This is a genomic window from Phytopseudomonas argentinensis, from assembly GCF_900113905.1.
Lineage (GTDB): Bacteria > Pseudomonadota > Gammaproteobacteria > Pseudomonadales > Pseudomonadaceae > Aquipseudomonas > Aquipseudomonas argentinensis.
Window position 1 is genome coordinate 407,155 of the sequence record NZ_FORC01000004.1, and the last position, 25,844, is coordinate 432,998.

A 25,844-nucleotide genomic window follows, 5' to 3' on the forward strand; every position below is an offset into this window, starting at 1 on the left:
GAGGCGGGCTTGAGGACTGAATGCAGGATCGTCAGGTGACCAGACCCTGGGCGAACACAACCTCATACGGCAGGTTCCAGAGGTCGCGAGGCGTCACGCGCCATTGGTCGTAGCGCAGGTCATGCAGGCCGCCGGCGTTCTTCACGTGCTGAACCAGCTCGCTACAGAACCAGTTATCGTCGTCCTGCAGCTGCTTGGTGACGGCCAGGCCGAGCAGGCCAAACCAGTCGTAGCCTTTGCCGAGCTCCGCCCGGGCAGCGGCATACGCCGCCGCAGCATCCAGTACCGGGCAGTCGAGGATCGCCCAGCGGCCGTACCGGGTGAATTTCTCGATGGGGGTTTCGACCACGCCATACTTGGAAGAAGCCTCGATCACCGTTTCCCCGTCCTCCATGACCACCCCGCAATGGCTCCATTCACTGAACAGAACGGTGCGCAGGAACCAGCTGCCAAGGTGCGGGCCGGTTGAGAATATGACTTTCATAGAACCCCCTTAAGCTCGGCGGCCGGCAGGGACATGCCGTCGATGGCGACCTGCTGCAGCTGAGCCCGCACGGCTGCGGTAAGGGCGTAATCAAGCAGAGGATCACCACCTGCCTTGATCTTGTCCTCGTACCGCTGCCGGCGACCTGTCAAGAAGGCGCTGAGGATCTTGAATTGCTCGGCCTTGACCAGGGTTCTACGCAGGTATTCCTCGCGATCGATACCGCGCTCGATGGCTGCCAAATCAATCCAGGGCGTGACCGCCCCTTCAGGGTCGGCGACCCAAGCGGCGGCCTGTTCGTTCTGAGTGGGCCAAGTGTCTTTTTCGAGCTGTGGGTAGTCCGCTGTCAATGCAAGGGTGGCGGCGGTATAAGAGGCATTGTTGGCTCTTAACTTTCGCCGCAGAATTTCTTCCTCGTTTGGTGAGGGCAAATCCGGCTCTCTCCATTCATCGCCAATGAGCGTCCAGCCAATGTCGACACTGCTAGGGCAGTCAACCCATAACAGCGAGGGGTGAAACCTACCTTGTGGATCGTCACCGGTTACCTCGACAACGATGCCATATTCAACTCTGGCCCACATGTCACCACCACTCGACTATGACGATACCATCTGCCCCGGCATAACCCGGCTGCGTCCCGCCTTCTGATGGGACTGTGACCCCGCCACCATTGCCTCCGGCACCTGGGGCCTGGGATGCTCCCGATCCGCCATAGGCGGGTGTCTGGTTTGAAGCCCCCCCGCGTCCTCCGTAAAATCTCAGCGTATCGGTGCCGCGCGGGGCACCGTTAGCTCCCGAACCCAGAGAGGTGTTGTAGTCGCCGCCAATACCCATGCCTCCCCCTCCACCGACGCCATAACCGTTAGAAGACCCGCCTGTAGCAGAGCAAACTGAGCCGAATGAAGATGTCCCTCCTGCTGCGGCGGTAACCGCCGTGTTCCCGGCAGGAGCGCCTGCTCCACCCTTGCCGACGGTAACGCTGTAAGAGGTTCCCGGTAGCGGGGATACAAGGGTTTTTATTGCTCTGCCGCCACCGCCGCCACCGCCACCAGGGAAGGCATACTGACCTGATACACCATCACCACCCTGCCCTCCCGCGCCGCCGCCAACAACCTCGACACGGAAGCCACTACACCCGGCCGGAACTGTCCATGTGCCGTTTGAGCGAAAAACCTGGATGCCGCGTAAGGCGCCGGCCATGGCCGACTGCGAAAACGTCGCCCCGCCATCGTCGGTGTAGAATGACTGAACCGAAACCGCATTTGCGCCCGGCGCCGGCTGCACAGGCGCACCTCCGCCCACGGCCTTTACGCTGGCGGGGAAGACGACCGTGCGGCCACCGGTCGCGTCCTGTACCCAGGTGACGATGAACGCCACCGCGCGCCCGGTCGGTACGTTAGCGAAGCTGAGGGCGGTGACGTTCTGGTTTAGCGCCACGCGAAAGCCTGCCGAGGTGACGAGATCGATAACCAGGGCACCGCTGGCGATGGCCGGCGCCTTGAGGGCATCCCAATCAGCCGGCACATCGAGCGTGTCGCCAGCGGGGAGCTGCTGAAAGCGCCCGCCGACGCGGACGATGGGGCGGCGGGCCGTCATTACAGAATCACCGGGTCGTAGTCGTTCGTTACCAACTCGGTCGCCGAGATGGCGGTACCGAGCAGCTGGCTGACCTTGGCGCCCGTCTGGTTCGCTGGCAGGGTTTCATCCAGGGGCGTGCTGACCACAGCGCCGCCGGTACCAAGGTAGTAATCAGCGCCTGGGGTGAGGCCGGTCAGCGCGGTGTTGGCCGAGTCCAGCGGATAGACCGTTGCCGGTGCGGCGTTGGCCACGGCAGCCAGCACGAAGCCATCGGCTCGGCGGCCGTTGCTGTTATCGGCCTTGCGCACATTGAGCACCCCCGCATTGCTGTGGAAGTTTACGAAGTTGCCGGCGGTCAGCGGCTCGCTTGCCGGGATCTGCTTGGTGTTGGCACCGATGCCGACCGGCAGCACGCTCGAATCCAGCCGGCCGGTGTCGTCCAGCGCCACCAGGTCGCCGGCATTGGCCGCGCCGCCAGAGATCACAGTCGCCACGATCTGCCGCAGCTTGCCGCCGACCAGACGCAGGTAAGTTTTTGCAGCCATGGTGTTACTCCTCTGCCAGCGCGATCGGCTGGTCGATGTTGATGATGATGCGGGTGGGTGAAACGGCGTTGCCGATGAACAGCAGGTGGCCATCCAGCGGCGGTATCTGGGTCAGGGTGCCGGCGGCGCCGAGCCATACCGGGCCTGGCTGCCAGTTCCAGGTGGCGTCATCGAGCGGGCCGGAGAGCTGCAGGTTGACGAGTTCGCCCTGCTCCACCGCGGTGAGCGTGACGCCGGCCACCTGGTCGATGTGCGAGGCGTCCAGCAGGTCGAGGTAACGCACCACTCCGGCCCACTCGTACACCACGCGCAGGGCGCTCAGCTGCTCGCCGGCGAGGCGTTGAACGGCTGAGCCGCCGGCGGGGCCTGGTTCACCCTGGCGGCCGGCCGGCCCCTGTCCGCCACTGGCCACCACCACGCCCGCCACCTGCTGCGGCTCGACCACCAGCACGAATGGCACGGCGTCGACGATCACGGTTTGGGCATCAGCCATGGCAGCAGCCTCCGCTGAGGGTCACCTTGCCCTGCAGCCAGCGCTGCACGCTGCCGTCGCTGAAGGTGATGTCCAGGCTATACCGCGCCTCGGTCCAGTCGATGGCCGCCGTTTGCGACGCGGTAATTTCCAGCAGCAGGCGGCCGAGGCCGACGATGGCCAGGCCGCCGTTGGCGGTGCTGAACACCAGCTCGGCGCCCTGCTCCGGGGTGATCACCAGCTCGGCGCTGCAGCCAGCCAGGTCGACGGGTAGTTGGTAAACCAGCGTGCCGCCGGCGGCGCGCTGGCCCAGGCCGTTCAGGTCGTTGTACTCGAGGGTGTCCGCATCCACGGGCCTGGCGATGCGGAACGGCTCGCGGGCCTTGTCGCGGTTAAGGGCTGACCACTGGCTTACGCCCTCGATCCAGGTCGGCCAGTCGCCGGGCAGGCCGTGCGCGGGCACGGTGAGCCGCAGCGGCGCGCTCTGCTCGATGACCGTTATCGGCCGGTAGGTGTAGGTGGGCTGCATCAGCAGCAGCGGTTTGCGCAGCGTGGCGCCTTTTGTCACGGGCAGGTCGAGGCAGGCCGGCTGCATGGCTGGCTACTCCAGGGCAATGGGGGTCAGTACTCGGTGAGCGGGGTTACGCAGACCATCAGGTCGCCGTTGGCCACCGGGCGGATTTCGACGCGGGAGTATGGGTCCGAGGTGAAGAACTCGGCCGGGTTGCCGCTGATCTCCACGTTGGAGAGCAGGCGGTTGGGCAAGTCGAAAACGAATTGCACGCTCTGCCCCACCACGCCATCGAAGTACTGCAGGCCGTTGATGTCGTAACGCTCGCCGGCAGCGTCGCTCAGCGGCCCGCCGATCAGCGCCCACTGCGACACATTCCCGGAGCGGCTGATGCACATCCACACGCCCTGATCATCCAGATTGAGGTAGTGGCTGTTGACGTCGGCGGTCACGATGCCGTTCGGGTCCCCGCCACCTTGGTATTCATGTTGTACGCTCACGCGGTTGCCCCTGTAGTCAGTTGATTGCCGGCGCTGTCTACCAGCGGCTGGCCTTGTGAATCGTTGAGCTCGTTACCACCGCCCGCGCCGCCAAACTGGATATCGATGCGGCGCTGCTCGCCGGCCGCCCAGCCGCCAGTGCTGGTGACCGTCCATTGCCACTGGCCGCCATCCTCGCTCGGCGTGAAGGTCGCATCGGCCGCCAGCAGCAGACCGTGGCCTTCCACCTCGACAGCCTGAAGCACATCACCCGGCACATCGCCGCCGGCCAGGCCGAGCACGAACAGACCGGCACCCTGCAGAAAAGCCACGCCGATCAACTGGCGATCGCCAGCCAAAGGCACCGATACGGATTGCGGCTCGATGCTGCCGAGCTGGTTGCCCTGGGCGTCAAGGAAGTAGCCCAGGAAAAACCCGTTATCGCCCACGGTCACCAGGTGCCCGTCAGCACCGCCTTCCAGCGCCGCCACGCGCGCCTGTAGATCAGCCACCGCCTGCAGCAAGTCCGTGAGCACACCGGCGGTGAGCGCGTTGTAAATCACGCTGCCAGCTGGCCAGTTCTGCTCGAGCGTGCCCTCGCGGCCGCGCTGCAACGTGGCAGTGCCGCTGGCCACCATCGCGTCGATGATTTCCCAGCGCGTCGGCTCGGCGGCACTGTCCGTCAGGGTCAGGCGGTACGGCGCGTCCGGCAGATCCAGCGCGAGCGACGTCGCGCCGAGCGCCAGGGTGACGGGCCGGCTCCAGTTGTTGACGTAGTTCATATGAATCCTGCGATGGTTCGCCCGGGCATGTCGCACTCGCGCACGGCCTGGCCGTTTATGGGGTTGAAGGCGGCGTTGTAGATGAAGTTCGGTACCAGGCCGCTGCCAGAAGTGCGGATCGGGTATTCGGTGGTTTCACCCACCACCCCCAGCGGCGTGAGCAGCGGCCCCCAGAACGTTTTGTAGCCGGGCTGCCCCGTCAGGGTGTAGCTCTCGAACGTGGCGAGCGACACCCAGTTGCGCCGGACCACCGCGCTCACCGTGTAGTAGTTCGTGGCCCAAAGCGCCGCGGGCAGGTAAATCAGGCCCGCGTCATTTCGAGGGTTCAGCTTGTCCAGCGATTGCAACGTGCCGGGGGCAACCTCTTCTTCAAGCGTGCGCTGCAGGCCCGCGGATGCCGAGTCATTGGTTACCGAAGTGCCGGTAGCCCGCCCACCCGAAGGTTGCATGAGCGTAACCAGCCGATCGGAATCCATGCTGGTGTCGATGCTCGCGCCCCTGAAGCTGAAGGCCAGCTCATAGTGATAAGTCGACGTATAGCGCTGCCGCGTCGGTGGCCTGGGCGGTTCTTCACCGGGCTGCCAGGGCTCACAGGTGCCCGAGTCAGCGTTGGGCTTGCCCCACTGGTAAGAATCGGTCGTGGTGCTGATCGTCTCGCTGCGCTGGTCGGCATAGCTTGCGGTGATTAAGTCAATGTCATCACCCGCATACACCGCGCCGATCACCACACCCGTGCGCTTGCTCTCCCACCCACGCGCCCCGTTATCGCCGCTGGTTTCGTTGGGCCTGTCCTGCACTACGGGATGCGAGGTACAGCTCGGGTAGCCATCCGCCACGCTGGAGAGGCGCTGGAGGTCGCTGTTCACCGTGAAGCTGTAACTGCCCAGCAATTCGGCGGCTGTGCGCCGAATCGTCGCCACGCCCTTTACCTCGCCCTGGTCATCCAGGCTCAGCACAAGCTCGATGATCGCCACCATGGTGGTGGCCCAGCCCGCGGTATCTGCCAGGCCGGCCAGGCTTACACCGAACAGGTGGCGCGTGCCGTCCGGGCTGATATCCAGCTTACTGAGCCCGTAGCTCGGCACCGGCATTATTCTCGAGGCCAGCGAGCCGTCGTACTCGATCGCGGCCTTGGACCAGTCGAGCTCGACGTCAGCCAGCGGCAGCTGCGCAAGCGTACGGCCCATACCTCCACGCAGCTGTGCCTCGAACCGCACCTGCCCATCGAACACACTGCCGGAAATGAACAAATGGCGGGTCAGCTCACCCAGGCGCACCGGCAGGAACAACCCGCCGCCCACAATCCGACGGCCGAGCAGCTTGCCACCCGCGGCCTCGATCTCAGGGCTGGGTGGCGGGTCCGGCATGCCGATGTCCCACAGGTAGCCGTCCTGCTGCGCGGCGTAGTCCGCCATCCGGTGGTTCTCCCCCAGGTATCGCGAGTAGAACGCCGGCATGGGCACGGGCGCCCGCCCATCCATGGGGTCGAGCATGATTTGCGGGTTGCCCTGAACGGTGTACACCAAGCCGTGGTACGGCAGCGGGTCGATGCCTGTGATCGCGCTGGGTGGCCAGTTGCTAGCCATTCGGATTCTCCGGTGGTTTCGGGTTTCCGTTCTCGTCCAGAGCGGCAAAGCCCTCGACGATAATCTGCCGCCCTTCCGCGTCGACCATCACTATGCGGGCAATCTTCTTCACCGCGAAGTAGCCGCTGGCGTCGAATGTGGCTACGTAGCTGGGCTCTTCCGAGTAAATGATCTGCTGCACGGTCAGCGGGCTGGCGATGCCACCACCGCCAGTGCTGGCCGGTGGAGGCGTGTAAGTCCCGACCCCCACCCCACCAGAAAGCCCACCACGTGGTTCGTGCCGCGGCAGGCTGCGCTGCTGGCGTGGTTGCGTCACCAGGGCATTGATGTCCTGCACCTGCTGTTTGCCGGTGCGGAGCTCGATCATGTCGCGGCCGATCTGGCGCCGTGCGGCTTCGTTACCTTTGCCGATGTTGCGCCGTGCCGCCTCGTTGTTCTTGCCGATACCCCGTCGGATTTCTTCGTTTGTGGGCATGCCTAAAGCTCCAACAGGTCGCTCGGTACGCCCACACGGTACGAGCGCTCAGCGGTGGCCGTGCGTTCGTCGCGGTACTCGGCGGGAATGTCTCGCGCCTGCGCCTTGAACTGGCGTGGGTAGGTGTTATCACTCGTGGTGAACGAATAGTTACCGGTGAAGCCCATCCAGTTCTCGTTGTAGGGCGGGGCGTCAGGCCGCCCACCGATGTGAGTGGTCAGCAGCGGCGCGCCGCTTTGCATGGGTGGCAGTTCGGTATCTGGCGCGGCCGGCACCTCAAGCGGGTCACTCTGGCCACCACCCTGCATGATCGCCACGCTGAGGGTGGTGATGGCCGTACCGGTGCCCAGGTCCAGTACGTGCTGGATGCGCCGGCACTTGCCCTGGCCCTTGGCGCGGTCGTCTAGCCTGAGGGTGTGCACCAAGTCGACAGATAGCGCCATGTCCGTGGGCACCTGCCAATTCAGTGTGGTGCCGCGATGCGCAGCGATCAGCGTGGAGCTGCCACGGTTGAGCAAGCAGGTGAGCGCCGACACGCGACGGGCTTCGTCGGCTAGCTCTTCATGTCGTGAGCCGGCATCGGGATCACTGCCCTCCCAGTCGTCGACGCGGCTGTTCTCGACCTCGAAGCTAGTCGACTCGCGGCTGATCACCCGGGTGGCTTCATCCGCACCAAGCGGGGTGAACAGCGCGAGCTTGTACTGCTCGGTGACCGTCTGCACCCAGCGCCGCGAACCGGTAACGTCAACGCTGAGCCACAGGTTGTCGAAGGTGTTGATCCATGGAATCCCATCGCCACAGGGATTCGACATGCCAGGTGGCAACCTGAAGCCGCCCACGCGTCCCACCAGCGCCAGGCCGGCACCGGTTATGGCGGATTCGACCATCTCGGTGGTCGGCAACTCTGTCGAGTCCCGCCGCCATTGGCAGAAACCCTGCAGACCGCTCAAACCAGCCATGCCGTCATGCGTCCAGCCGAATCCCTGCGCCAACTGCCACAACCGGCTGTAGCGGTAGTCCAGCGTGATCTCGACATAGTTCGTGGTGCCGCCGTGGGCCTGCAGCTCGAGCTGTACGCTGCCGTCCAGGGTCTGGCCTGGGCCGAACACGTAGTGCGGAGTGGCGGCGGCGTACCAGCTGGTGGTGCGCAGGTTGCCCTGCGTGTCCGCATCCAGGCTGGCCGGGCGGGTGCTCATGCGCTCGCCGGCGTAGTCCCAGCGGCTGCGGCCCTCCACGGGCTCGAACACGTCCGCCGACCAGGTGCCGCCGCACAGATCGTCGATCTGCTCCAGGGTCAGGCCCTCGATGCGCTGCTGCAGCTGGTCGCTGCACTCGCAGCCCAGCACGCGGGTGGTGGCGTCCCAGGTGGGTAGCTCGAGCAGGCCGGTGTACAGCCGCGCTTCGGTAACTACGCCGTACCGGTCGCGGCTGATGTAGTCGAGCGTCACGGCCTTGCCGATCCACTGCGTCGGCACCACCGGTTTGCCGGGCGCTAGGTACAGGCTGAAGCCCGCCACCGCGGCGGCGCCCTCTTCCCGGTCGACGTCCAGCTGACCGGTCAGGATGGCCGTCATGTCCACTCCGCCGATCAGCAGCCTTAACCGCCACACGTAGGAGGTGCCATGCACCCGGTACTCTGGCTCAGGCTGCGGCGCCACCCCTGCCCGGAGCGTGTTCAGCGGGCCGCTGTTGAGCGGAGATCCGTTGATCATGGTCAGGCCTCTTCCCAGGTGATGGACCAGCTGTGGTTGGTGTTCTGCGTTTTGCTCGGCTTGTCGGTGAACACCGAGTACACCGGCATCCACGCCACCTGGTAGAGCACTGCGCCAGCCACTGGCGGCACGGTGACCACGCCATTGGCGAAGCTGCAGGCGCAGCGGTACCAGAGTTCGTCGTCGAGTTGGTAGAACGCCCAGGGCGCTTTGTCCGGCCGCGGCGTGCTGGTGAGCACGAAGTCGGGACCGGCGCCGACCATGTTCGACACCTCGGTCAGGCGCAGCTCCAGCGGCACCGAATAATCCAGGCCGTCGAGGCCGGGCGGCATCAGCCCGTTGCCGCTCACGCTGCCGGATGCACGCTGCCAGTGTTGCTGCTTGACCGCACTGCCATCGCTCATGCGCAGCAGGCTGCTGCCGCCGATTGGCGCTTCGCTCTGCTCGGGCGCGCCGGCGTGCGTCACGATCGGCACTCCGCCGAGCATGATGTGGAGGTGTGCCATGGGTACTGCTCCAGAAACAGAAAGCCCGCCGGGTGGCGGGCTGATCAAGGACGCTTGGTTCGTCCGAACTTGGCGGCCAGGCGCTGCAGGTTCGGGCCCTGCTCCGGCGCCACGTAAATCGGCACCTGCTGGCCACCTCCTTCCAGCACCATCCTCCCCAAGTTGGGGAAGCTCGGCGCTGACGGGGCGGACATGGCCGCCTCGACCATCCCACCGTCGGCAAATGCCGGCAGGTGCAGGCCATTCATACGATCGAGCAGCGTGGTGCCGTACTGCTTCACCGCCGCGGCGCGCATCACGTATTCGCCGTTGGAAAGTCGCGCCAGGATGCTGTCGCTCGTGCCTGTGCCCGGCCCCTGAACGTGGCCGCCGGTGGCGAAGCCTGTCGGCGGCGGGCCAGCGTCTTGAAGCGTATAGGGCTGCGTGAAGTCGAGCTGTACCGGGATCGTCAGCTGCTGGCCGATGGATGTAGCTAGCGCCTTGATCTGCTCACCGAGCGCCGCAACAGCTGCATCGTCCAGCTTCGGCGTCACGCGCACCTGCTCCAGATCCTTCGACTGATCCTTCAGGCCCTGGATGCCATCGCGGATGGCTTTGAGCTTCTCTTCGGCCTTGGACTGCTCCAAGTCGTTTGCCGCCAGTTCGATCTGCTTGAGCTGGTTGGCGAAGCCCTGGAAGCCATAGGTGTTCTCGCCCGCATTGGCCAGGTCTACGAGTATCTGGCGCGCCGCTTCGGCCTGCTGCTTTGCGTTCTCGAAGTCGCCGCGCACCAGGGCCTGGCGAGCGGACGCCATCAGGTCCTGCGCGGTCCCGAAGGTCGCGCCGCCACGGCCAGCGCCAGCGAAGGCAGCCAGCGTATCGCTGTACTTTTTCTCGATTGCCAGTCGCTGATCGCGAATCTTGGCGATATCGCCGACGGCCTTCTTCTCTTCGGCGACTTGGGCCTTGATCGATGCCTTGGTATCCTCGAGCAGCTTGCTGCGCATGCTGCTCATGTCTCTGACCCACTTCTGCTCGCCAGCCAGCTTCAGGCGGTTGTACTCGGCCAAGGCCTCGGCTTCCGCCTTCTGGCCCTCTTCCATCTTGTCGCGGGCGTCTTTGCTTAGGCCGGCCATCTGCTCTAGCAACTGCTCGCGGTAATCCTGGAACTGTTTTAGCTTCACCTGCAGCTGCGCATCGGTATAGATCAGGTCGAGCATGCCGAAGCCGTTCAGTGCGGCCTCTATTTTCTCGATCTCCTTGTCTACTCGATCGAGCTCAGCCACGTTGCCCGTCAGGCTGGCGGTGATATAGCCCAAATCCTTACCGATGGAAACGAAGTTGCTCACGCCGTCCCCCACAAACTCGGCGAACGCCTTGAAACCTTCGGATTTTGTAGCCGCGCGGATGGCCTCGGCGAAGTCCATCACCGACTTGGTGGCCGTGCCCCCGGCGCCGGAGAGGTTGTCGAATTCCTTGATCGCTTGTGTGAATGCGTCACCCAGCACCACATTGGCATCGCGGAAGGTGGTCGGCATCTCCTCCACCTTGGCCTTTAGCGAGTCTATCTGGCTGGTAAGTGCCGGAATGACCCGCTCGGTCGTCAGCTCGCCAGCCTGGGCCATGCGCAGAATCTCAGCGCGCGACACGCCAAGGCCGGTGGCCAGCGCGTCCAGCAGCACGGGGGCATCTTCCAGCACCGCGTTGAACGAATCCCCTCGGATCACGCCCTGCTGCAGGCCACGGCCAAACTGCTGGATCACACGGGCGGCCTTGTCGCCGGTCGCCGCGCTGGCTACCAATCCAAGGTTCATGGCCTCGACCACGCCGAGCGTATCCTCGGTGGTGAAGCCCAGTTCCTTCAGCGGCTTGGCCGCGCTGATGTACACCTCAGCGGTTTCAGCGAAGCTCTTATAGGTGCGGCGCGACAGCTCCTGCAGGCGGCCCTGCACTTCGTTGAACTCCTCCTGGCTTTTCGTGGTGAGCTTGATGCGCGAATCCAGTTCGCCGGCGGCGCCTGCCACATCCAGATAGCTGCGCACGGCTTGCGTAACGGCGGCTACGGTGAACAACTGCTTGAGGTTCTTACCGACGTCGAGCGACTTGCGATCCAGTTCGTTCAGGCTTTTGTCCACCTGCTGGAAGGCCTTCTGCGAGTTGTTCTTGCCGTCGATGACGAGCTGCGTGGTTACCCGACCGCTCATTTATCCAGCTCCCGCAGAATCTCGTTGAATTTCGACTGCTTGGCCTTTGCGGCCCGCGCCACGATCAGCGCGTTGCGCTGCGCGTGCGCTTCCTGCTTCCCGATGGCGGTCAGGAACGCCTCAACCTGATCAAGGCTGTAGTCAGCGACGTCAGCGAAGGCGTGGCCAGCGGCGATCAGCCGTTGTGCTGCAACTGCCCACCCAGCCGTTTTGCCGCCCCCGCCAGGGCCTGCGTGAAAAAACGGTGGTTCACCTGCAGCACCACGCCGAACAGCTCCAGGGCCACCGGCGCTGGTAAACGCCGCGCACGCCACCAGCCAATGCTGGTAGCCATACGCAGCACACGACGCAGATCACCAGAGTGCTTTTCCGCAAACTCCGCCTGATTCTCGGTCGAGCAGGCGGCCATCAAGGCGAGCAGGCGGCCCGAGGCCGCGCCGAAGGCGCTCAGGTCAGCCAGGCGAACCGCCTTCACCGTCACCTGCTTTCCCAACACGCTTACGGTTGGGTACTCAGGGAACAGAATTTCCAGCTCGCTCATACAAACTCCGGGCATAAAAAAACCCGCCGGGGCGGGTCGTTGTAGGTTGCAGCTCAATCGATACTTAGCTGCTCGGCTCGCCATGACTTTCCATCTGGCAGACCGTCCATAATGACGCTGAACCGAGAACGGATCATCGCGCCAAAACCATTTTGCGAATCGACGTAGCTGTGAATCTGATACCGGCAATCCGAGAGCTTGGTGATGCTGACATCGCGATCACTGGTGTAGGGAAACTTGGCACTTGTCGGTGATTTGAGCTGACGTTTCACGAAGTTGGTGGCCATCACGTGCGCCAGGGTGTCAGAACAGTCTGATCTTGAAGCAGCGGGTGGCTCCGTTCCTGATGGCGATCCGATGATGCATGACTTCAATGCCAAGAAAATTATCACGGCCAGCACCAACCAGGTAACCATGCTGGTTTTGGCCTTGGGCTTCGCGCCACAAGTCGGACAGGCTTTCGCCTCCGTCGAAACCAGATTGCCACATTCCCTGCATTTGATAAGCGCCACGGTTTCCCTCCCATTCAATGGGCGGAATCTAACACGTCACGATTGGTCATCGTGCCACAGGCACCTTAATCATCTGCGAGCAGCCGATTCGCCGCCCATGTTTGTCCGTCCGAGAGCAATCAACAAGACGATCTTCGTACCTGATCTGGGGTTGCCGGCCAGCACTCCTACGCACGCCGCTATCGCCAGAATTATCCGGTTGAGGCAGAGAAGGCCGAGCTTTTGCTGAGGGCTTTTCGCCAACTACCGTATATCGCTGTCCCCCGGAACGGGAGACCGGCCCGGCGGGTTCTGCCATGCGAGAAGAAGCACCGGTGCCGCTTGGCCTCTCATTACGTGCTGATACAACATCTTCCAGCGCATGTTCTTCTGGGCAGTTTTGCTGGGTAAACGTCACCTTTCCGGCGGCGTTGATGCACTTATTTACAGTCGCAGCAGATGGAAGCGTCACCCATAAGGCGGTCAAAGCCAGCAGAAAAATCCTTTTCATGATCTTGTCAAAAGCAAAAGCACAACAAACGTGGATGCGAGCACCAGAGCTATCTGCCAGCCCTTCCAATCCGTGTGAGGCCTATGTATGCCCTGAGCATTTAGCTGGCCACGCGCAGAGGCTTGCTTTGACTTGAACAAATGACTGGCGGAAATCCCACTGCCAGGTATGCCGGTTGTGAGGCGGGTTCCTTTCTTGCCTATGTTGACGGTGAAGCCTTTGCCGCCAACCGAAGTACTGACGCCCTTCTTTCCGACGTTCAGCCGGATACCGGGTGCAATCTTGATGCTCTTCCTGATACGGAGGGCCATCGCTCTGTTCCTTCAGACCTTGTAAAAGCTATTTGCCATCATAGTCGGATTTAATGAGCCTGCAACGCTGTATGAAATCCCAGCTACACCCGAACGTCGATGGGTAGTAGGTTCGCCCGCCTTGAACGCGGGAGTGACTATGGATTTTCTGTCATCACCAGGCGCCTTCTGGGCCTGGCTTGTTCAGCTGGCTTTCGAGCTCGGCTTCACCGAGAGCATAAAATACCTGGCGCCTGTTTTCGTTCTGGCCATGGCAGGAAAAATCAAAGCCTGGTTCGGCCGGCTAAGGGTTCGCCTATCAGGCCTTGCGGCTCGCCTCTACGGCCATCCAATACGCGAGCCGACGAAGCCGCTACTTCTGACAGGCCAACAGCGAATCGCTATCCGCGATGCTCGAGGCTGGTTCCGGCGAGAATTCAGGCGCTGGAAGAAGAAGGACGCTGTGTGGATCAGGAAGTACCGGTTCGATGAACCGTGGATAAACCGAGAGCAGAGCCGAGGTCACACCTGCTTCATCATCATGGTGCTTTGGTTGGGAATATGGGTGTTGGCGTTAGGGCTGAAAGAGATTGTCTATCTTCCCGAAGGCCCACTCGCATCATCGCCAGCCAAGGCTGCCATTGCGGGAGCACCGATGTACGCATTCGAACTGGCCTGGCTTCGTTTCTCCGGCCGCGCCACCCAACTGATCAGGTACCGGAATAAAGTGCGAATCTGGCGGTGGTGGCACTGACGCCAATCACCACCAGCGCACCGCGTAGAGAATGGCGGCCACGCCAAACAGCAGAGCGGCGAGCAGCGCTGCATTGGCCAGCCTTTTGCCGACAACGCCGGCATCTTCTGGATGCATATGTCCTTCTACCTTGACCCGGTGTTTGGGCCTATAATTGACCAATGTTCTGCTCCTTGCTCGTTCCAAGGGGTGGAAATAAAAACCCTCGGGGCTGGCCGGCCTCGGGGGTTTTGCTTTTTGGGGGCCGCCTGAAATCATTCAGCCCGAATTGCTTCAAACATTCATCTCATCTCGGTGCAGTCACTCGTACCTGGGCAGAGCCCTAACAGTGAGGGTTTTTGCGGCTCAGGTCCTGGGCTACACCATCTCCCCTCGATATGTGGCTCTATAAAAACCGGTCGCATTACCCACACTTCGCAACCAACAGATTACCGTGGGACTACTCAATGGTTTGATCACTGCTGCTGTGCACGCCCACTACATGTAGTGGTGCAGCCAGCATCGGGCTGGTTCGAGAGCATAGAAAAAACCGGAAGCCTTGTCGGCTCCGGGTTTCGTGGATTTTTCTGTGGACAAAAAAAAGCGCTCAAGGCGCCTTGATTACCGCTGTGTCCACAATGGCTGAAATCTACCGAGAAAGTGCCAGGCTGCTAAAGCAACCTGCGGGCGAGCTGGTGATCACGCCGCCTCGTCGGTGTTCTGCACTTCCATTTCCCAGATCGCGGCCTCGCCGGCGTCGAAGATGTTCGGGTCGGCCAGCAGGCGGATGGACACGGGAATCACGCCAAACTCGGCGGCCTGGTTCAGGGGCATGCCACCGTTGAGGCTGATGCGCGCGTAGAAGCAGGTGATGCGGCGCTTCTCCCCGTCGCCGGCTTCGTTGATCTGCTCGAACATCACGCGGAAGAACTTGCGTCCCTGGGTGAACGGCTTGATCACGTCCACGGTCGGGTAGCTGTAGTTGACCTCGATCGGCAGGCGCTTGAGGCCCCCGTCCGCCGGAGCGACGGTGGCATTGATGGCGTCGGCCAGGGCGCCGCCGATGAGTACGCGGATGCCACCAGGGGTGACGGAGTAGTCGACGCCACGCACATAAGTGGTGCCGCCGCCAACGGCGGTCACGCTGGTGACCACCAGGGGGATGTTGGCCAGGCGGATGGTGCGGTCGACGTAGGCGTCGTGCTGCTCCTCCTCGGCGGTGCCGGCCGGTACGCGCTCGACGGAGCCGTACAGGGCCACGGCAGCTGCCGCCGGGCTGAAGCTCACGGCCTCGCCGGTGATGTTGATGGCGGTCACGGAGTTGACGCCGTCCAGCTCGGGCAGGCCGATACGGGTCGGGTCCTGGATGACGATCTCGGTCTGCTCAGGCTCGGCGGTCACGTTCTGCAGCTTGAATAGCTCTTCGAATGCGAACGACGGATACGGCGCGACGCCGCAAGGGCCGCGGAAAAGTTGAGTGTGAAGCATGCTGGCGGCTCCTTACTGGGCGGCTTCGGCCGAGGCCTTGGCTTTGGTGGTCTTGGTAGTAGTGGGGGTTTCTGGCTTGGCGCCACCCTCCTCGATTCGCCGCGCGCCATTAGCGTCGGTGGTTTCGAACTGCTTGCCGGGCGGCACCAGGCGGCCCTCGACGTACTGGGGCGTGATCGCCTTCAGTTTCATGTGCTTCTCCTGGCCTGGGGCCGTCAGTTGTAGGTCTGCGCGTACTGCACGCCGACGGTGATGGTGATGCTGTGGGTGGTTTCGCCGTTGCTGGCCCAGCGCGGGATGGCTTCGTCTTCGCCTTCCAGCAGGCCCGGGAACTTGCGTTCGGGCTGGTCTTGCCCGATGCCCAGGCAACGCAGGATGTCGACGTGCACGGCGTCGAGGTCTTCCTCGTCGCAGGCCTTGCTGAAGAACACCTCGATCTCGAAGCTGCGCGCGCGCAGCGCCTGGGTCACCGCGAGGTCGGTGCGCACGTCGCTGGCCCAACGCACCAGGGCATACGGCAGCGGCGGCCTTTCGCTGGGTTTATCTTTGGGGCCGTAAACGGCCTTGAGGTCGGTGTAGTAGCCGTTGGCCGGGCGGATCTGCTCGAGCTGATCGCGCAATGCCTTGGTGACCTGGGTGGCCTTGATCATGGCTCACCTCCCAACCAGACCCGCAGCCGACACAGCCAATGTGTGTGCCGTCGAGCTTTGGTGATGTCTCCGCATGCGGTGCACACCAACCGGCACGGCGGAGGCGCCGGTGGTGCGGGCGGAACAGAGTTGATTCGCATCAGACGCCTCCGCCGTATCGGGCGATCTCTCGCCGCACGCGGCGTTCGAATTCTTGCCGCAGGAAGGTGTTCGTCCAGCGGATGGTTTCGGCGCCCGTCAGCTGCTGGAACCAGTAGGCCATCGAGGGGCCTATGGCGGTCTGCAGCTTGAGGGTGCGCCGGTAGTTCTTGTTAGCGGTACGCTTGTCACCGCGGGTGGCCAGGGGCTTTTGCCCGACGCTGGCCGGGTTGACGAAGCCTGCCGCGAGCTTCTTGCCGCGCAGGCCCATCACGTAAACCCTGGCACGAGTCGGGCTGACCCATTCGAAGAACCAGCGCCGATAATCATCGACCCGAACGCCGGAGCTGGACGGGATGATGCGGCTGTTCATCCGGCCTTTACGGGCGCGCTTGATGGTCAGCTTGCCGCGCACATCCGCACCGCCCAGGCGGGCGCCGAGAATGGATGACTTGAACACGCCGCCCATGCGTTTCACGTAGCGCTCGGTGCGCGTCTTGGTGGCGGTGGTGTTCAGCGCGCCGCGTAGCACTGGGTCGATGCTGCGGTTGATCTGGGCCAGCCTGGCCCGGGCAAGCTCCTTGCCGACGAGCCGTACGCCCATGTCCATCAGAGCGGCTCCAGCCAGATGTTGCGGACGATGCCGTCGTCCATGTCGCTTGGCAGCGCGGTAACCAGGTAGGTGACGCCGCCGACGGTAAGCCTGTCGTCGGTGTGCACCCTGCCCGCCTCGATCAGCGCGACCTCGGCGCGGGTGCGGTAGTCGATTACCTGCCCGTTCTCGTCACGCCAGGGGCTCTGCATGTCGAGGAAAACCCGAACGCAGCGCGCAGGCCGACTTGCCCGCACCAGCTGGGCACGCTCGCCGATGAACTCGGTGGCGGTGATGGCCAGTTCGGCGCGGTCGCCGCGGTAGTCGCGGGCGCTGTCGATGTGGAACAGGCGGTGCTCGGTGCGCAGGTACCGGCCCTGGCGCAGGCGTTCGTCCCACCAGGCGCGAATGGCGACCTTGGCCGGGTTGCGCAGGCCGGTGGGGAACGGCGGCTCGGCGCTCTCCTTGGTGTCGATGCCGCACCACATCCAGTCGAGCTCGCAGGCCTGGATGTCGGCGTTCAGCTCCAGCAGCGTGGCCGGCGTGTTGAGGCGCCCTGCTCTCATATGCCCAGCCCCACGCGGTAGAAGTGCAGCATGTTCTCGGCCTTGGGTATGGGCGTGTAGATGGTGCCCACCACCGACTGTTCCCGGTTGGTGTACAGCTCGGCGGCGATGATGAGGATGCCCAGGCGCACGCTGTTGGGCACGTCCACGAGCTCGCCGGCTTCGTTCGTCCAGGGGATCGGGCGGTTGATGAACTGGCTGGCGTTGTCGATGGCCGCGTCCAGTTTCATCTGCAAATCGGCATCCTCATGCCCGTGCCGGATCCGCAGGTGGGTTTTGAGGTCCGCGAGGGTCGGCATGGGCATAGGATGGTTCCTTACTCGGTGCTGTCGGTTTTGGCCTTGGCCGGCTGCTCGTCAGTGGCCAGGCCACGGGCGATCAGTGCATCGGCGTGGCGCTTGGGCACGCTGTAGCTTTTGCCGCCCCGGCGCTTGATCTCGCCGGCGTCCTGGTAGGAGCGCAGCGGCCAGATTTCGACGGTTTGCGGGTTGGGGTTGGTCTTGGCCGTTGGATCTGCTTCGGCTTCTCCAGCGGTGCCAGCGTTCTTTATGACCGGCTTGCCGGCAGCCTTGGCAGCCTTGGCAGCCTTGGCAGGCTTAGCTGTTGCAGCAGCGGCGGCTGGGGCGGTGGCTTGGCCAGTGGCTGCAGGCGCTGCGCCATTCGCGCCATCGCCTGCGCCGTCGCCGGCATTGGTGTTGCTGTTCTCGGTACCTTCCACGGGAATTCCCTCGTGTTCGGCGCCCGAATCGGGCGCCTTGGGTTATCGACGGGTTGAGGATCAGCCGCCGGCGGCGCCGGTCAGCGGGCCGGTGACGAAGGCTTCGTCGCGGTACACGGCGAAGGCCAGGCGCTCTTCGGCGCGGATGGTCACCATGTTGTTCTCGAAGTCCTTGTCGTTCTCGGTGGAGACCAGGATCTCGATGTCCATGCGGTCGAAGATCTGCGCACCGAGACGGAATGCACCGGTGAGGAACTCGTCTTGCTGCATGGCTTGGGTGGAAACCACAGGGCGGTTCCACAGACGGGCCGCGGTACCTTCCTGAGGCTGGCCGACGATGTAACGGCCTTCGCCGTCCTTGGTCAGCTCGATGGCCGCCCAGTCGATCGGGTTGAGCACGATGCCGTCCGCGGGGAACTCGGACAGCTCAGCCTGCAACAGCGCCAGGCGCAGGCGATCGATGCGCTGCTCGCCGGTGACGACAATGCCACCCGGCGCGGCGTACGCCTGGGCCAGGGTGATCAGGCCCTGCAGGTTGGCGCCGGTGCCGTTGCCGTAGAGCAGCTGGGATTCTTCCACCATCAGCAGGCCGTAACGCGCACGTGCATCGATGTAGCTCTGCAGCGCGGCGGCATCGTCGAGGATCTGGCGGCTTGCCTTGAACAGGTGAGCCAGGGTGCGGACCGGCGCATTCTCCAGCGCGAAGGTGATGTCCGAGTATGGCTTGGCGCCGCCCTCGGCTACGGCAGCCGCGTTGTTGGTGAAGCCGGTTTCACGCACATACTCGATGGAGTTGCTGGTGGTGTTGCCGGGGGCGATCAGGTCACGGATGGTCAGGCGGCGCTCCGGCGGCATGATGATTTCCTGGCGGCGATCAGCCGGCACCAGGGAGCCGCCAGAGCTGCCAACCGAGGTGATTGCCGCACGCGGTACCGAAACACGGCGCGATCCGCGGAAGGAGCTGTTAACGCCCTGCATGGACTCGGCGCTGACAACCAGCTCGCCAGCAGAATGCTGACGCTCGCCCTGGCCGCGATCACTGTTGGCATTCACCAGCTTCTGCTCGGCCTCCTGCAGGCGGGCCTGCAGCTCGCCCTGCTTGGTCAGCATCTCGTCTACCTTGGCGCGGGTTTCGGCCTGCATCTCGCCGCTCTTGGCGATTTCCTTCTGGCTGTTCTCGGCCTGGGCTTTGATCTGATCGCCGATCTGCTTCAGGCTGGCGTTCAGCTCGTTGTACTGCTTTTCGAAGTCGCTCATCGCGATTCTCCTTTGAGGGAATTGAGGATTGCGGACGCCTCTGACAGGGAGGCGGAAAGGTCAGGGGCGACAGCGCTTCGCTTATCGGTCGGGACAGCGCGCGGCGTGTCCCCGCCAGCAGCGCGAGGCGTGCCGGACTTGAAATTGGCGAACAACTCGCGGCGCTCGGAGCGCGGCACGCCGGCTTTGGCCAGGGCGATGTCCATGGCCTTGAGGGCGTTGTTCTGCTGGGTTTCGGTGGTGGTGCGTTCGGTCACTTCGTCGGCGGCCAGCAGGCCGGTGGCCAGGCCCAGCTCGACGGCGCGCTTGCCGCGGATGAACGTTTCGTCGTCCATCATCTCGGCCATGCTCTCGACCGTCTGGCCGCTGGTTTCTGCGTAGAGGTCGCCCATGGCGGCGTCGAACTCTTCCATGTCGTCGGCAATATCGCGGAAGTAATGGCGATTGCCGCCCGCCACCGTCCAGCAGTTGTGGATCATCAGGAACGCGCTGCTGGCCACCTGGCGCTCTACGCCAGCGAGATAGATCACCGAGGCAGCACTGGCGGCCATGCCCAGCACTTTGGTGCTGACCTTGTGGCTGTGCTCGCGCAGACGGTTGTAGATGGCGATGCCCTCGAACATGTCGCCGCCGGGCGAGTTGATGTAGACGGTCACGTCTCGCTCGCCGATGGCACGCAGCGCGGCGTCGATGCGCTTGAGGGTCACGCCTTCGCCGTACCAGTCTTCACCGATCACGCCATAGATGGTGATGGTGTCGGAGGTACTTTCCACCGCCGCCTGGATGGCAGGGTTCCATTTCTTGAGCGCGCGCGGGCTCAGCTCGCTGCGCAGGCCGCGAGACTGGATCTTCAGCTTCATGGGTTATTCCTTTGGCTTGTCGGCGTTGAGCCAGTTCATCAGGGCGGCGCGAACGGATTGGCTTTCGCTCTGCTTGCCCAGTTGGTCGAGCGGCACGAGGTTGGATTGAACGGTGAGGATGTCGTCGCCTGGCTTGGAAGGCAGGTTCTCTTTGCGCCGCACTTCGCCGCGGGTCATGTTCCCGTTCTGGGTCATGGTGGCGTAGTAGGCGGCGCGGCCTGCACTGTCGGCGCGCAGGAATGCCTCGAGCGAGTACTCGGCGTAATAGGTGACGCGATCCACGGCGGTGAGCAGCTTTTTCTCGACGCACTGCTCGATGGGGGCGGTGTAGCTCATGATGCAGTAGGTCAGGAAAGCCAGCTGCTGCTGCTCAAGCCCGGTGCCCCAGTTGCTGCCTTTATCGGTCTTCATGACCATCCAGGCAGGCACGCCGAACCAGCGGCAGATTTCCTCGACGCTGTGTCCTCGGGACTCCAGCAACTGCGCGTCAGCGGGGTTGATGCCAATCGCCTCGGGCGTGATGCCGTACTCCAAAACCGGCGATTTACCGGCATTCATGGCGCCGCTGATGGTCTTGGCGTATTCGCGGAAGTCCGTCCGCTGATCGGGCGTCAGCACCCGATCCATCTTGAACGCTACGGTGGGCATCATCCCGTTCTTGAACGTGCTGTTGGCCGCGTCATCCGCCGACATCGCCGAGCCGAATACGTCGGCACCGTAGCGGATGGCCGATAGGCCCATCTTGCCGTCCAGGGTGAAGGCCGGGATGTGCAGCATGTCCTTGCGCAGAATCTCGCGGCGCGGCCCCTTCTTGGGCGAGTACCAGTAGCGCAGCCGGCCGTTATCGTCCGTTTCGGGCTTAACGCGGCCAGGCAGCAGGAAGTCGATGGCGATCACGCGGCCGGCGGATCGGTGGATCTCGCAGTAGGCGTTGCCCCACAGCAGCATCGATGCAACGACAGCCTGCCAGAAGTGGAAGGCCGTCGTGTCTTCGTTGGGGCTGGTGTGCACCACGTCGTAGAGCGGGAAGTCCCGCGCCGTCTCGCGGCTGCCGTCAGCCTTGCGGCGGTAGATGTTCAGCGGCAGCCCGGCGACGGACATCGAGATGATGCGCACGCAGGCCCACACCGTGGAAAGGCGCATGGCGTTGTCGACGTTGACCGTCTTGCCGGAGCTAGACTCGCTACCGAAATAGCTGCTCCAGAACCCGCCGTCACTCAGGCGGATCGGCTTTCCCACCCACTCGGTGAGGCTGGCAGCCGGGCGCTGCGCCGAGGTGACCAGCGCCTGCATGAGGCTCTTACCCATTGGTCATACCCCGGCGGATGAAGCCCGCAATGCAGAACAGCGAGCAGGCGCCGGCGATCAGCGCCCAGCCAGTGCCAATCAGCAGCCAAACGCCGGCGCATAGCAACGCGAAGCCGGCCAGGCTGACCAGCAGGAATGCATAGAAGGCGTTCATGTGATGATGGGATTCCGTATGGCGTCGAACCAGTCGTCGTCAGTGTTAGGGGTCGTGGCCTGGGCCAGCACCCGCCCCACTGCCATGATCAGCGCCACGGCGCCGTCGATCTTGTTGTCGTTGCCCTGCTTGATAGGTCGCACGACGTCGTCGTTACCGGGCAGGTTCTTGCCGATCACGTTGCCCATGCACCAGGTCATGATCGGGTTGCCGTCGTGGTGGAAGCGGCCACTGAGAATGGCGGCCTCCAGCTCCTTCATGGGCGTGGACATGTTGGTGTAGTTCTGGGTGATGACGACGGGCGTGAGGCCTTCGTCTTCGAGTTCATGTGAGAGCCCCGTGGCGCCGTGGGGGTCGATCGGGCATTCCTTCACGGCGCTCAGCCGGCCTGCGTCCTTGGCTTCTTCCAGAATCTCGCGGTAGTCCACCTCGGCGCCTGCCGTCTCGATCAGGTCACCGGTGTTGACCCAGGCCTGATATCGCTCGGACATGCGCTGGTTGTCGACGCTGCGCACGGTGTCTTCCGGTACCCAGAAGCGCGGCGCCACGCAGAAGTAGTGGATGCGGTCGTCGATCACGCGCCAGAACAGGCGCGCCATGCTGTTCATGTCGAGCTTGCGTGCCAGGTCGAATCCCAGCACGCAGTCCTGCCCCTCGAACTGCTCCAGGGTCAGGCTGGCGTCGGCGCTGTTGCGCCAGGCTTCCATGTTGTAGAAGCCCGCCTTCGCCGATACCCAAATGTTGAGGTGCTTGGTCTTGAAGGTGTTGGTGAAACGCGCGGTGCGGATGGCGCGCTGCTGCTGGCTCTCCAGGTACTCGCGAAACACAGAGATGCCGAAATTGGGGTTGGCCTTAGCCAGCACCTTGGGGTCGGTCCAGTCGTCGCCGTCGTCGATGGTCCAGATCCAGCCGAACAACTCGTCGTCAGGCACGTCGCCCGCGAGCATTTCTATCACCTGGCGGCGCAGGTCGTAGCACGGGCCTTCGATGTCAGAACCGGCAGTGGTGATCACGAACATCAGCGGCTGCCGGCGGGCACCCATGCCGGTGAGCATGGTCTCGTACAGCGCGGCGCTCTGGTGTTCGTGGTATTCGTCGACGATCGCGCAGCTCGGCGAGGCGCCGTCGCCCGGGTTGCCGATCAGCGGCTCGAAGCGGCTGCCGTCCAGCGGGCGGTTCATGTTCGAGGCGTTCACCTCGATTCCGGCCGCTTCCATCAGCATGGGCGAGCGTTTGACCATCAGGCGGGCTGGGCGGAACACCTCCCAGGCCTGCTTCTCGGTGGTGGCGCCGGCGTATACCTCGGCGCCGAACTCGTCGTCCGCGGTGAACATGCTGATGCCCACGCCGGCGGCGACAACGCTCTTGCCGTTCTTCCTGGGCACTTCCCAATAGCTGACGCGGAAACGGCGAAAGCCGGTGTGCTTGCGCACCCAGCCAAACGTCATGGCGAAGCCGAACAGCTGCCAGGGCTCGAGCGTGACCAGCTGCCGCTTGAATGCCCACTCACCCTTGGTGTGCGGGAGCATCTGCATCAGCCGCAGCTTCTTCTCAGCCTTGGCCGGGTCGAAGCGGTAAGGGAATCTCGCTCCCCGGCTCTTGGCCAGGTCACAGAAGTGCCGCTCGACCGCTTCGCGCACGTACTTGCAGCAAGGCACCTTGCCGGCAATGACACGCTTCCCCCACCGAATCGCGGATTCGACGTTGGGGTACTTCGTTGCCATGTGAGCCTGCGGTCAGACGAGATCTGCGAATGGGTTTGCGGCTTTCGCCTTCTTGCCGCCGATCAGGCGGGAGCGGCTCGACGGGTCGAGGCCCAGCATCGCGCCGAAGGTGACCATCTGCGACATGGCCTCCTTGGCAGCAGTGAGGGCCGGATTCTTCATCGGGCTGCCCATCGCCGACTCAACAATCGGGCCGTGCTGAACTACGAGTTCTTGAGCGGAACGCCAGTTGGCGTATGCGGTACAGAACGCCTCGACGTTGTGTAGATCGGTAATGCACACGATGTGCTGCGCGAGCAGCTCGGGCACGACGGTCTGCCACATCTGGATGGCCAGCGGCTGCATCCACTCGGGCGGGTCTACGTGCGTTATCTCGGTGAACTTGGGCTCAGCTCTATTGAGCGCCCGCTTACCAGGATTGCCCGCCAGAGCCTTCTTGGCCGTGGGTTTCGGGCGCCGGCCGGATCGCCCTGCAACACCAGGCATGGGCCGAACTCCTGAATTTCATTTTTCGCGGGTATGAAAATTTGGCTCCCCCCGTCGTTCGGGCGGTCTGCAGCTGCAGACTTTTGACCCACCCCCACCCCGCAGGTCGTTCAACCCGACGCTCGGCCCGCTCCCTCAGCCACCAGACCGACACGCTCACCGATGCTGTTGTGGCACGCACGGCACAACGCTCGCAGGTTGTCCCAGTCCGTCGCCAGGTCCGGGTGCGTCTTCACAGGTTTGATGTGGTCAGTGATGTCGCTAGCAGCGTTGTCGCAGTGCTCACACACCGGATGCTTCTTGCGGTAGTAGGCGCTCAGCTTCTTCCAGCGCTCAGTCTTGTAGAACGCGTCCGACTCATCACGGCGCTCGTTGTAGCGCCTGTGCACCGTGCGCTTGGCTGCCTGTTGCCTCTCGGCGGCCAACGGCGCGTGCCGCGGGCAATAGTAGTCGCCACGCACCAGCGTGCTGCAGCCCGGCCAGGCACAGGGCTTAAGGGGGCGGACTGGCATCTGACGAGCCCCCTTCCTTCCTGCGGTCGATCCCATTCCACCCAGCACCAGGCCTGAGCACTGCTGCAAGATTTCCCTGGGCCCGCCATACCAGCCATGTGAACACGGCAAGGATCAGCACCAGAGGCCAGGCGAACGCGGGCAGCGTCAGCTTACCCGTGGCGATATAGATCACCGCCGCAGCCGAACCAGCCATCGTCACCCAGGCCATGAAAGAGATGTTGCGCCGAAAGCGCAGCGCGCCACGCTGGAACGTGAACAGGCGCAGGAACAGCACCAGGCATAGCCAGAACGTGGCCTGGTCGAGGAACATGCTCAAGCTATCCATTGGGGTCTCCCTGCACGGGCGGCGCCCCTCGCCTGCTGATCGCCGCAACGATCAGAGTGACGGCGAGCGCCGAAGCAACGAACGCCGCCGGGCCCGAGTAAGCGAATGGCCGAATCCCCCACACCTGGAGGTCGGTCAGCGCAGGGCTGAAGAGATAGCCCATCACAACGCTGATGAAGAAGAACACCAAGCGGTTGGCCAGGCGCAAATCGTGTCGCGTCATCACGAAGACGAGCGCACCGCAAACCGAGCCGGCAACCGCGTTGCCGTCGACTCCAGCCAGAGCACTCGCCACGCCAAGACCTGCGGCACCGGCCACAGTCACAGCCGCGACGCTTGCTGGCTCGCTCATCGTCATTACTCCCAGCGGCCAACGGCCAGAAAAAGAAATGCCCGCAATGCGGGCATATGGCTGTGATCAGCCGAAACAAAGCCCCGACCGCAGTCGGGGCGGCCCATTACGGGACGGCTACGAACTCGTCGGCCACCTTCGTCTGCTGATTGAACATGTCGATCTGGAACGTGAAGGAGGCGCCTTTTGCCACCTGGCTCACCAAGCTCGGCGCGAGAACACTAAGCCCGTAGGTACCGGTGCCAGTAAGCCCCGTCTTCACAACGGTAGTAGAGGCGCCGTTCAGAGTGGCGGTAGTGCGCACCGCGTAGTTATAGAGGTTGGGGATCGCAGGATTGATCACCACGCTCAGCGACGGGGATCCGGAACTGGCCTTACTTACGCTCGATGTGAAGATCTTGTGCCAGATAACCGAATCACTGAAGTTGCTGACTTGGCCGCAGCTGCCGGTAATTCCCGCTTTCTTCGACACCCAGTTATAGGGCGGCGGGAAGAGAGCACATACCTGCATCCCCTCGCGGGCAGCCTTGATCGTGTAGTAGTAATTAGGGTTGACCCCTTCGATGGTAGTCACGCCCCACGGTTCGGGAAGGGTCTGAAGCTCACTCCAGCTCTTGATTCGCAGCCCGTCACGCGGCGTTTCGTACTTCGTCGACATTCGGGTAGTCGAGCAGCTGCTCGGAATACCCGTCTGCACCGTCAGGTATCCCGCCGGGCGAGCCAGGTTAGCGCATTGCGTGATGGTCGCCGCTTGCGACGCCACAGAACCCAGGGCAGCAGCCAGAGCCAGAGCACCCAGGATCAGATTTTTCTTTTGGATTTTCATGCATGT

At 63.4% G+C, this 25,844-nt stretch carries 34 protein-coding genes and 1 pseudogene; 2 read left to right on the forward strand and 33 right to left on the reverse strand.

What is annotated here, in order from left to right:
• Positions 1-31: 31 nt before the first annotated feature.
• From BM154_RS19615 to BM154_RS24325, 15 genes are all read right to left on the reverse strand, one after another.
• Positions 32-484, reverse strand: coding sequence for a YiiX/YebB-like N1pC/P60 family cysteine hydrolase (locus BM154_RS19615; RefSeq protein ID WP_074888142.1), 453 nt, complete (start codon positions 482-484; stop codon positions 32-34).
• Entirely contained in the window at positions 481-1,065 is a 585-nt protein-coding gene (locus BM154_RS19620; RefSeq protein ID WP_074888145.1) for a hypothetical protein, read from the reverse strand. The genes BM154_RS19615 and BM154_RS19620 overlap by 4 nt, the downstream gene beginning before the upstream one ends.
• A 1-nt stretch (position 1,066) precedes the next feature.
• Complete coding sequence (locus BM154_RS24005) at positions 1,067-2,080, reverse strand: glycine-rich domain-containing protein (RefSeq protein ID WP_139225490.1); 1,014 nt, start codon at positions 2,078-2,080, stop codon at positions 1,067-1,069.
• Positions 2,080-2,607: a hypothetical protein gene (locus BM154_RS19625; protein ID WP_074888148.1), complete on the reverse strand. Its 528-nt coding sequence runs from the start codon at positions 2,605-2,607 to the stop codon at positions 2,080-2,082. The genes BM154_RS24005 and BM154_RS19625 overlap by 1 nt, the downstream gene beginning before the upstream one ends.
• A gap of 4 nt (positions 2,608-2,611) precedes the next feature.
• Positions 2,612-3,100: a hypothetical protein gene (locus tag BM154_RS19630; protein ID WP_074888151.1), complete on the reverse strand. Its 489-nt coding sequence runs from the start codon at positions 3,098-3,100 to the stop codon at positions 2,612-2,614.
• Complete coding sequence (locus BM154_RS19635; protein WP_074888154.1) at positions 3,093-3,674, reverse strand: hypothetical protein; 582 nt, start codon at positions 3,672-3,674, stop codon at positions 3,093-3,095. Before BM154_RS19635 ends, BM154_RS19630 begins: the two co-directional genes overlap by 8 nt.
• Before the next feature lie 26 nt (positions 3,675-3,700).
• Complete coding sequence (locus tag BM154_RS19640; protein WP_074888155.1) at positions 3,701-4,090, reverse strand: hypothetical protein; 390 nt, start codon at positions 4,088-4,090, stop codon at positions 3,701-3,703.
• Positions 4,087-4,851 (reverse strand): hypothetical protein, encoded by a 765-nt coding sequence (locus tag BM154_RS19645; RefSeq protein ID WP_074888158.1) that lies wholly within the window; start codon positions 4,849-4,851, stop codon positions 4,087-4,089. Before BM154_RS19645 ends, BM154_RS19640 begins: the two co-directional genes overlap by 4 nt.
• Complete coding sequence (locus BM154_RS19650) at positions 4,848-6,437, reverse strand: hypothetical protein (protein WP_074888160.1); 1,590 nt, start codon at positions 6,435-6,437, stop codon at positions 4,848-4,850. The genes BM154_RS19645 and BM154_RS19650 overlap by 4 nt, the downstream gene beginning before the upstream one ends.
• Entirely contained in the window at positions 6,430-6,912 is a 483-nt protein-coding gene (locus BM154_RS19655) for a hypothetical protein (protein ID WP_074888164.1), read from the reverse strand. Before BM154_RS19655 ends, BM154_RS19650 begins: the two co-directional genes overlap by 8 nt.
• 2 nt (positions 6,913-6,914) lie before the next feature.
• Positions 6,915-8,624, reverse strand: coding sequence for a hypothetical protein (locus tag BM154_RS19660; protein ID WP_074888167.1), 1,710 nt, complete (start codon positions 8,622-8,624; stop codon positions 6,915-6,917).
• A gap of 2 nt (positions 8,625-8,626) precedes the next feature.
• Complete coding sequence (locus BM154_RS19665) at positions 8,627-9,130, reverse strand: hypothetical protein (RefSeq protein ID WP_074888170.1); 504 nt, start codon at positions 9,128-9,130, stop codon at positions 8,627-8,629.
• 44 nt (positions 9,131-9,174) lie between these two features.
• Positions 9,175-11,313 (reverse strand): tape measure protein, encoded by a 2,139-nt coding sequence (locus tag BM154_RS19670; RefSeq protein WP_074888173.1) that lies wholly within the window; start codon positions 11,311-11,313, stop codon positions 9,175-9,177.
• Positions 11,314-11,488: 175 nt separating this feature from the next.
• Positions 11,489-11,854 carry a hypothetical protein gene (locus tag BM154_RS19675; protein WP_074888175.1) on the reverse strand — a complete coding sequence of 122 codons (366 nt, stop codon included), beginning with the start codon at positions 11,852-11,854 and terminating at the stop codon, positions 11,489-11,491.
• 53 nt (positions 11,855-11,907) lie between these two features.
• On the reverse strand, positions 11,908-12,366 hold the full coding sequence (locus BM154_RS24325; RefSeq protein WP_208609463.1) for a zinc ribbon domain-containing protein: 459 nt from the start codon (positions 12,364-12,366) through the stop codon (positions 11,908-11,910).
• A gap of 296 nt (positions 12,367-12,662) precedes the next feature.
• Here BM154_RS24325 and BM154_RS24470 point away from each other — a divergent pair, with 296 nt between their 5' ends.
• Positions 12,663-12,992 (forward strand): hypothetical protein, encoded by a 330-nt coding sequence (locus BM154_RS24470; protein ID WP_244157223.1) that lies wholly within the window; start codon positions 12,663-12,665, stop codon positions 12,990-12,992.
• 25 nt (positions 12,993-13,017) lie between these two features.
• Here BM154_RS24470 and BM154_RS24680 read toward each other — a convergent pair.
• Positions 13,018-13,167: pseudogene (locus tag BM154_RS24680) on the reverse strand (DUF4236 domain-containing protein); the annotation flags it as partial.
• Between the two features lie 139 nt (positions 13,168-13,306).
• Here BM154_RS24680 and BM154_RS19695 point away from each other — a divergent pair.
• Entirely contained in the window at positions 13,307-13,900 is a 594-nt protein-coding gene (locus BM154_RS19695; RefSeq protein WP_074888187.1) for a hypothetical protein, read from the forward strand.
• A gap of 678 nt (positions 13,901-14,578) precedes the next feature.
• On the opposite strand, the gene BM154_RS19700 is transcribed toward BM154_RS19695, so the two are convergent.
• From BM154_RS19700 to BM154_RS19775, 17 genes are all read right to left on the reverse strand, one after another.
• Positions 14,579-15,367, reverse strand: coding sequence for a phage tail tube protein (locus BM154_RS19700; RefSeq protein ID WP_074888189.1), 789 nt, complete (start codon positions 15,365-15,367; stop codon positions 14,579-14,581).
• 12 nt (positions 15,368-15,379) lie between these two features.
• Positions 15,380-15,559, reverse strand: coding sequence for a hypothetical protein (locus BM154_RS19705; RefSeq protein WP_074888192.1), 180 nt, complete (start codon positions 15,557-15,559; stop codon positions 15,380-15,382).
• 23 nt (positions 15,560-15,582) lie between these two features.
• Positions 15,583-16,017 (reverse strand): hypothetical protein, encoded by a 435-nt coding sequence (locus tag BM154_RS19710; RefSeq protein WP_074888195.1) that lies wholly within the window; start codon positions 16,015-16,017, stop codon positions 15,583-15,585.
• A gap of 139 nt (positions 16,018-16,156) precedes the next feature.
• Complete coding sequence (locus tag BM154_RS19715) at positions 16,157-16,765, reverse strand: hypothetical protein (RefSeq protein ID WP_074888198.1); 609 nt, start codon at positions 16,763-16,765, stop codon at positions 16,157-16,159.
• Positions 16,765-17,313, reverse strand: a complete 549-nt coding sequence (locus BM154_RS19720; protein ID WP_074888201.1) for a hypothetical protein — start codon at positions 17,311-17,313, stop codon at positions 16,765-16,767. Before BM154_RS19720 ends, BM154_RS19715 begins: the two co-directional genes overlap by 1 nt.
• Positions 17,310-17,618 carry a head-tail connector protein gene (locus BM154_RS19725; protein WP_074888205.1) on the reverse strand — a complete coding sequence of 103 codons (309 nt, stop codon included), beginning with the start codon at positions 17,616-17,618 and terminating at the stop codon, positions 17,310-17,312. Before BM154_RS19725 ends, BM154_RS19720 begins: the two co-directional genes overlap by 4 nt.
• Positions 17,619-17,629: 11 nt before the next feature.
• A complete protein-coding gene (locus tag BM154_RS19730) occupies positions 17,630-18,031 on the reverse strand; it encodes a hypothetical protein (protein WP_074888208.1) in 402 nt (133 codons plus the stop codon).
• A gap of 60 nt (positions 18,032-18,091) precedes the next feature.
• Positions 18,092-19,288, reverse strand: a complete 1,197-nt coding sequence (locus BM154_RS19735) for a phage major capsid protein (RefSeq protein ID WP_074888211.1) — start codon at positions 19,286-19,288, stop codon at positions 18,092-18,094.
• Positions 19,285-20,148, reverse strand: coding sequence for a head maturation protease, ClpP-related (locus tag BM154_RS19740; RefSeq protein ID WP_074888214.1), 864 nt, complete (start codon positions 20,146-20,148; stop codon positions 19,285-19,287). The genes BM154_RS19735 and BM154_RS19740 overlap by 4 nt, the downstream gene beginning before the upstream one ends.
• A 3-nt stretch (positions 20,149-20,151) precedes the next feature.
• A complete protein-coding gene (locus tag BM154_RS19745) occupies positions 20,152-21,456 on the reverse strand; it encodes a phage portal protein (protein ID WP_074888217.1) in 1,305 nt (434 codons plus the stop codon).
• A complete protein-coding gene (locus BM154_RS24215; RefSeq protein WP_167364709.1) occupies positions 21,449-21,610 on the reverse strand; it encodes a hypothetical protein in 162 nt (53 codons plus the stop codon). The genes BM154_RS19745 and BM154_RS24215 overlap by 8 nt, the downstream gene beginning before the upstream one ends.
• The gene (locus tag BM154_RS19750) at positions 21,607-23,334 is read right to left on the reverse strand and encodes a terminase large subunit (RefSeq protein ID WP_074888221.1); all 1,728 of its coding nucleotides are present in this window, start codon (positions 23,332-23,334) and stop codon (positions 21,607-21,609) included. The genes BM154_RS24215 and BM154_RS19750 overlap by 4 nt, the downstream gene beginning before the upstream one ends.
• Positions 23,335-23,346: 12 nt before the next feature.
• Positions 23,347-23,820 carry a phage terminase small subunit P27 family gene (locus BM154_RS19755; RefSeq protein ID WP_074888224.1) on the reverse strand — a complete coding sequence of 158 codons (474 nt, stop codon included), beginning with the start codon at positions 23,818-23,820 and terminating at the stop codon, positions 23,347-23,349.
• A 110-nt stretch (positions 23,821-23,930) separates the two neighbouring features.
• Complete coding sequence (locus BM154_RS19760) at positions 23,931-24,332, reverse strand: HNH endonuclease signature motif containing protein (protein WP_074888227.1); 402 nt, start codon at positions 24,330-24,332, stop codon at positions 23,931-23,933.
• Positions 24,313-24,660: a phage holin family protein gene (locus BM154_RS19765; RefSeq protein ID WP_074888230.1), complete on the reverse strand. Its 348-nt coding sequence runs from the start codon at positions 24,658-24,660 to the stop codon at positions 24,313-24,315. The genes BM154_RS19760 and BM154_RS19765 overlap by 20 nt, the downstream gene beginning before the upstream one ends.
• On the reverse strand, positions 24,653-25,012 hold the full coding sequence (locus BM154_RS19770) for a putative holin (RefSeq protein ID WP_074888233.1): 360 nt from the start codon (positions 25,010-25,012) through the stop codon (positions 24,653-24,655). Before BM154_RS19770 ends, BM154_RS19765 begins: the two co-directional genes overlap by 8 nt.
• Positions 25,013-25,118: 106 nt before the next feature.
• Positions 25,119-25,838, reverse strand: coding sequence for a hypothetical protein (locus BM154_RS19775; RefSeq protein WP_074888236.1), 720 nt, complete (start codon positions 25,836-25,838; stop codon positions 25,119-25,121).
• Between the last annotated feature and the right edge of the window lie 6 nt (positions 25,839-25,844).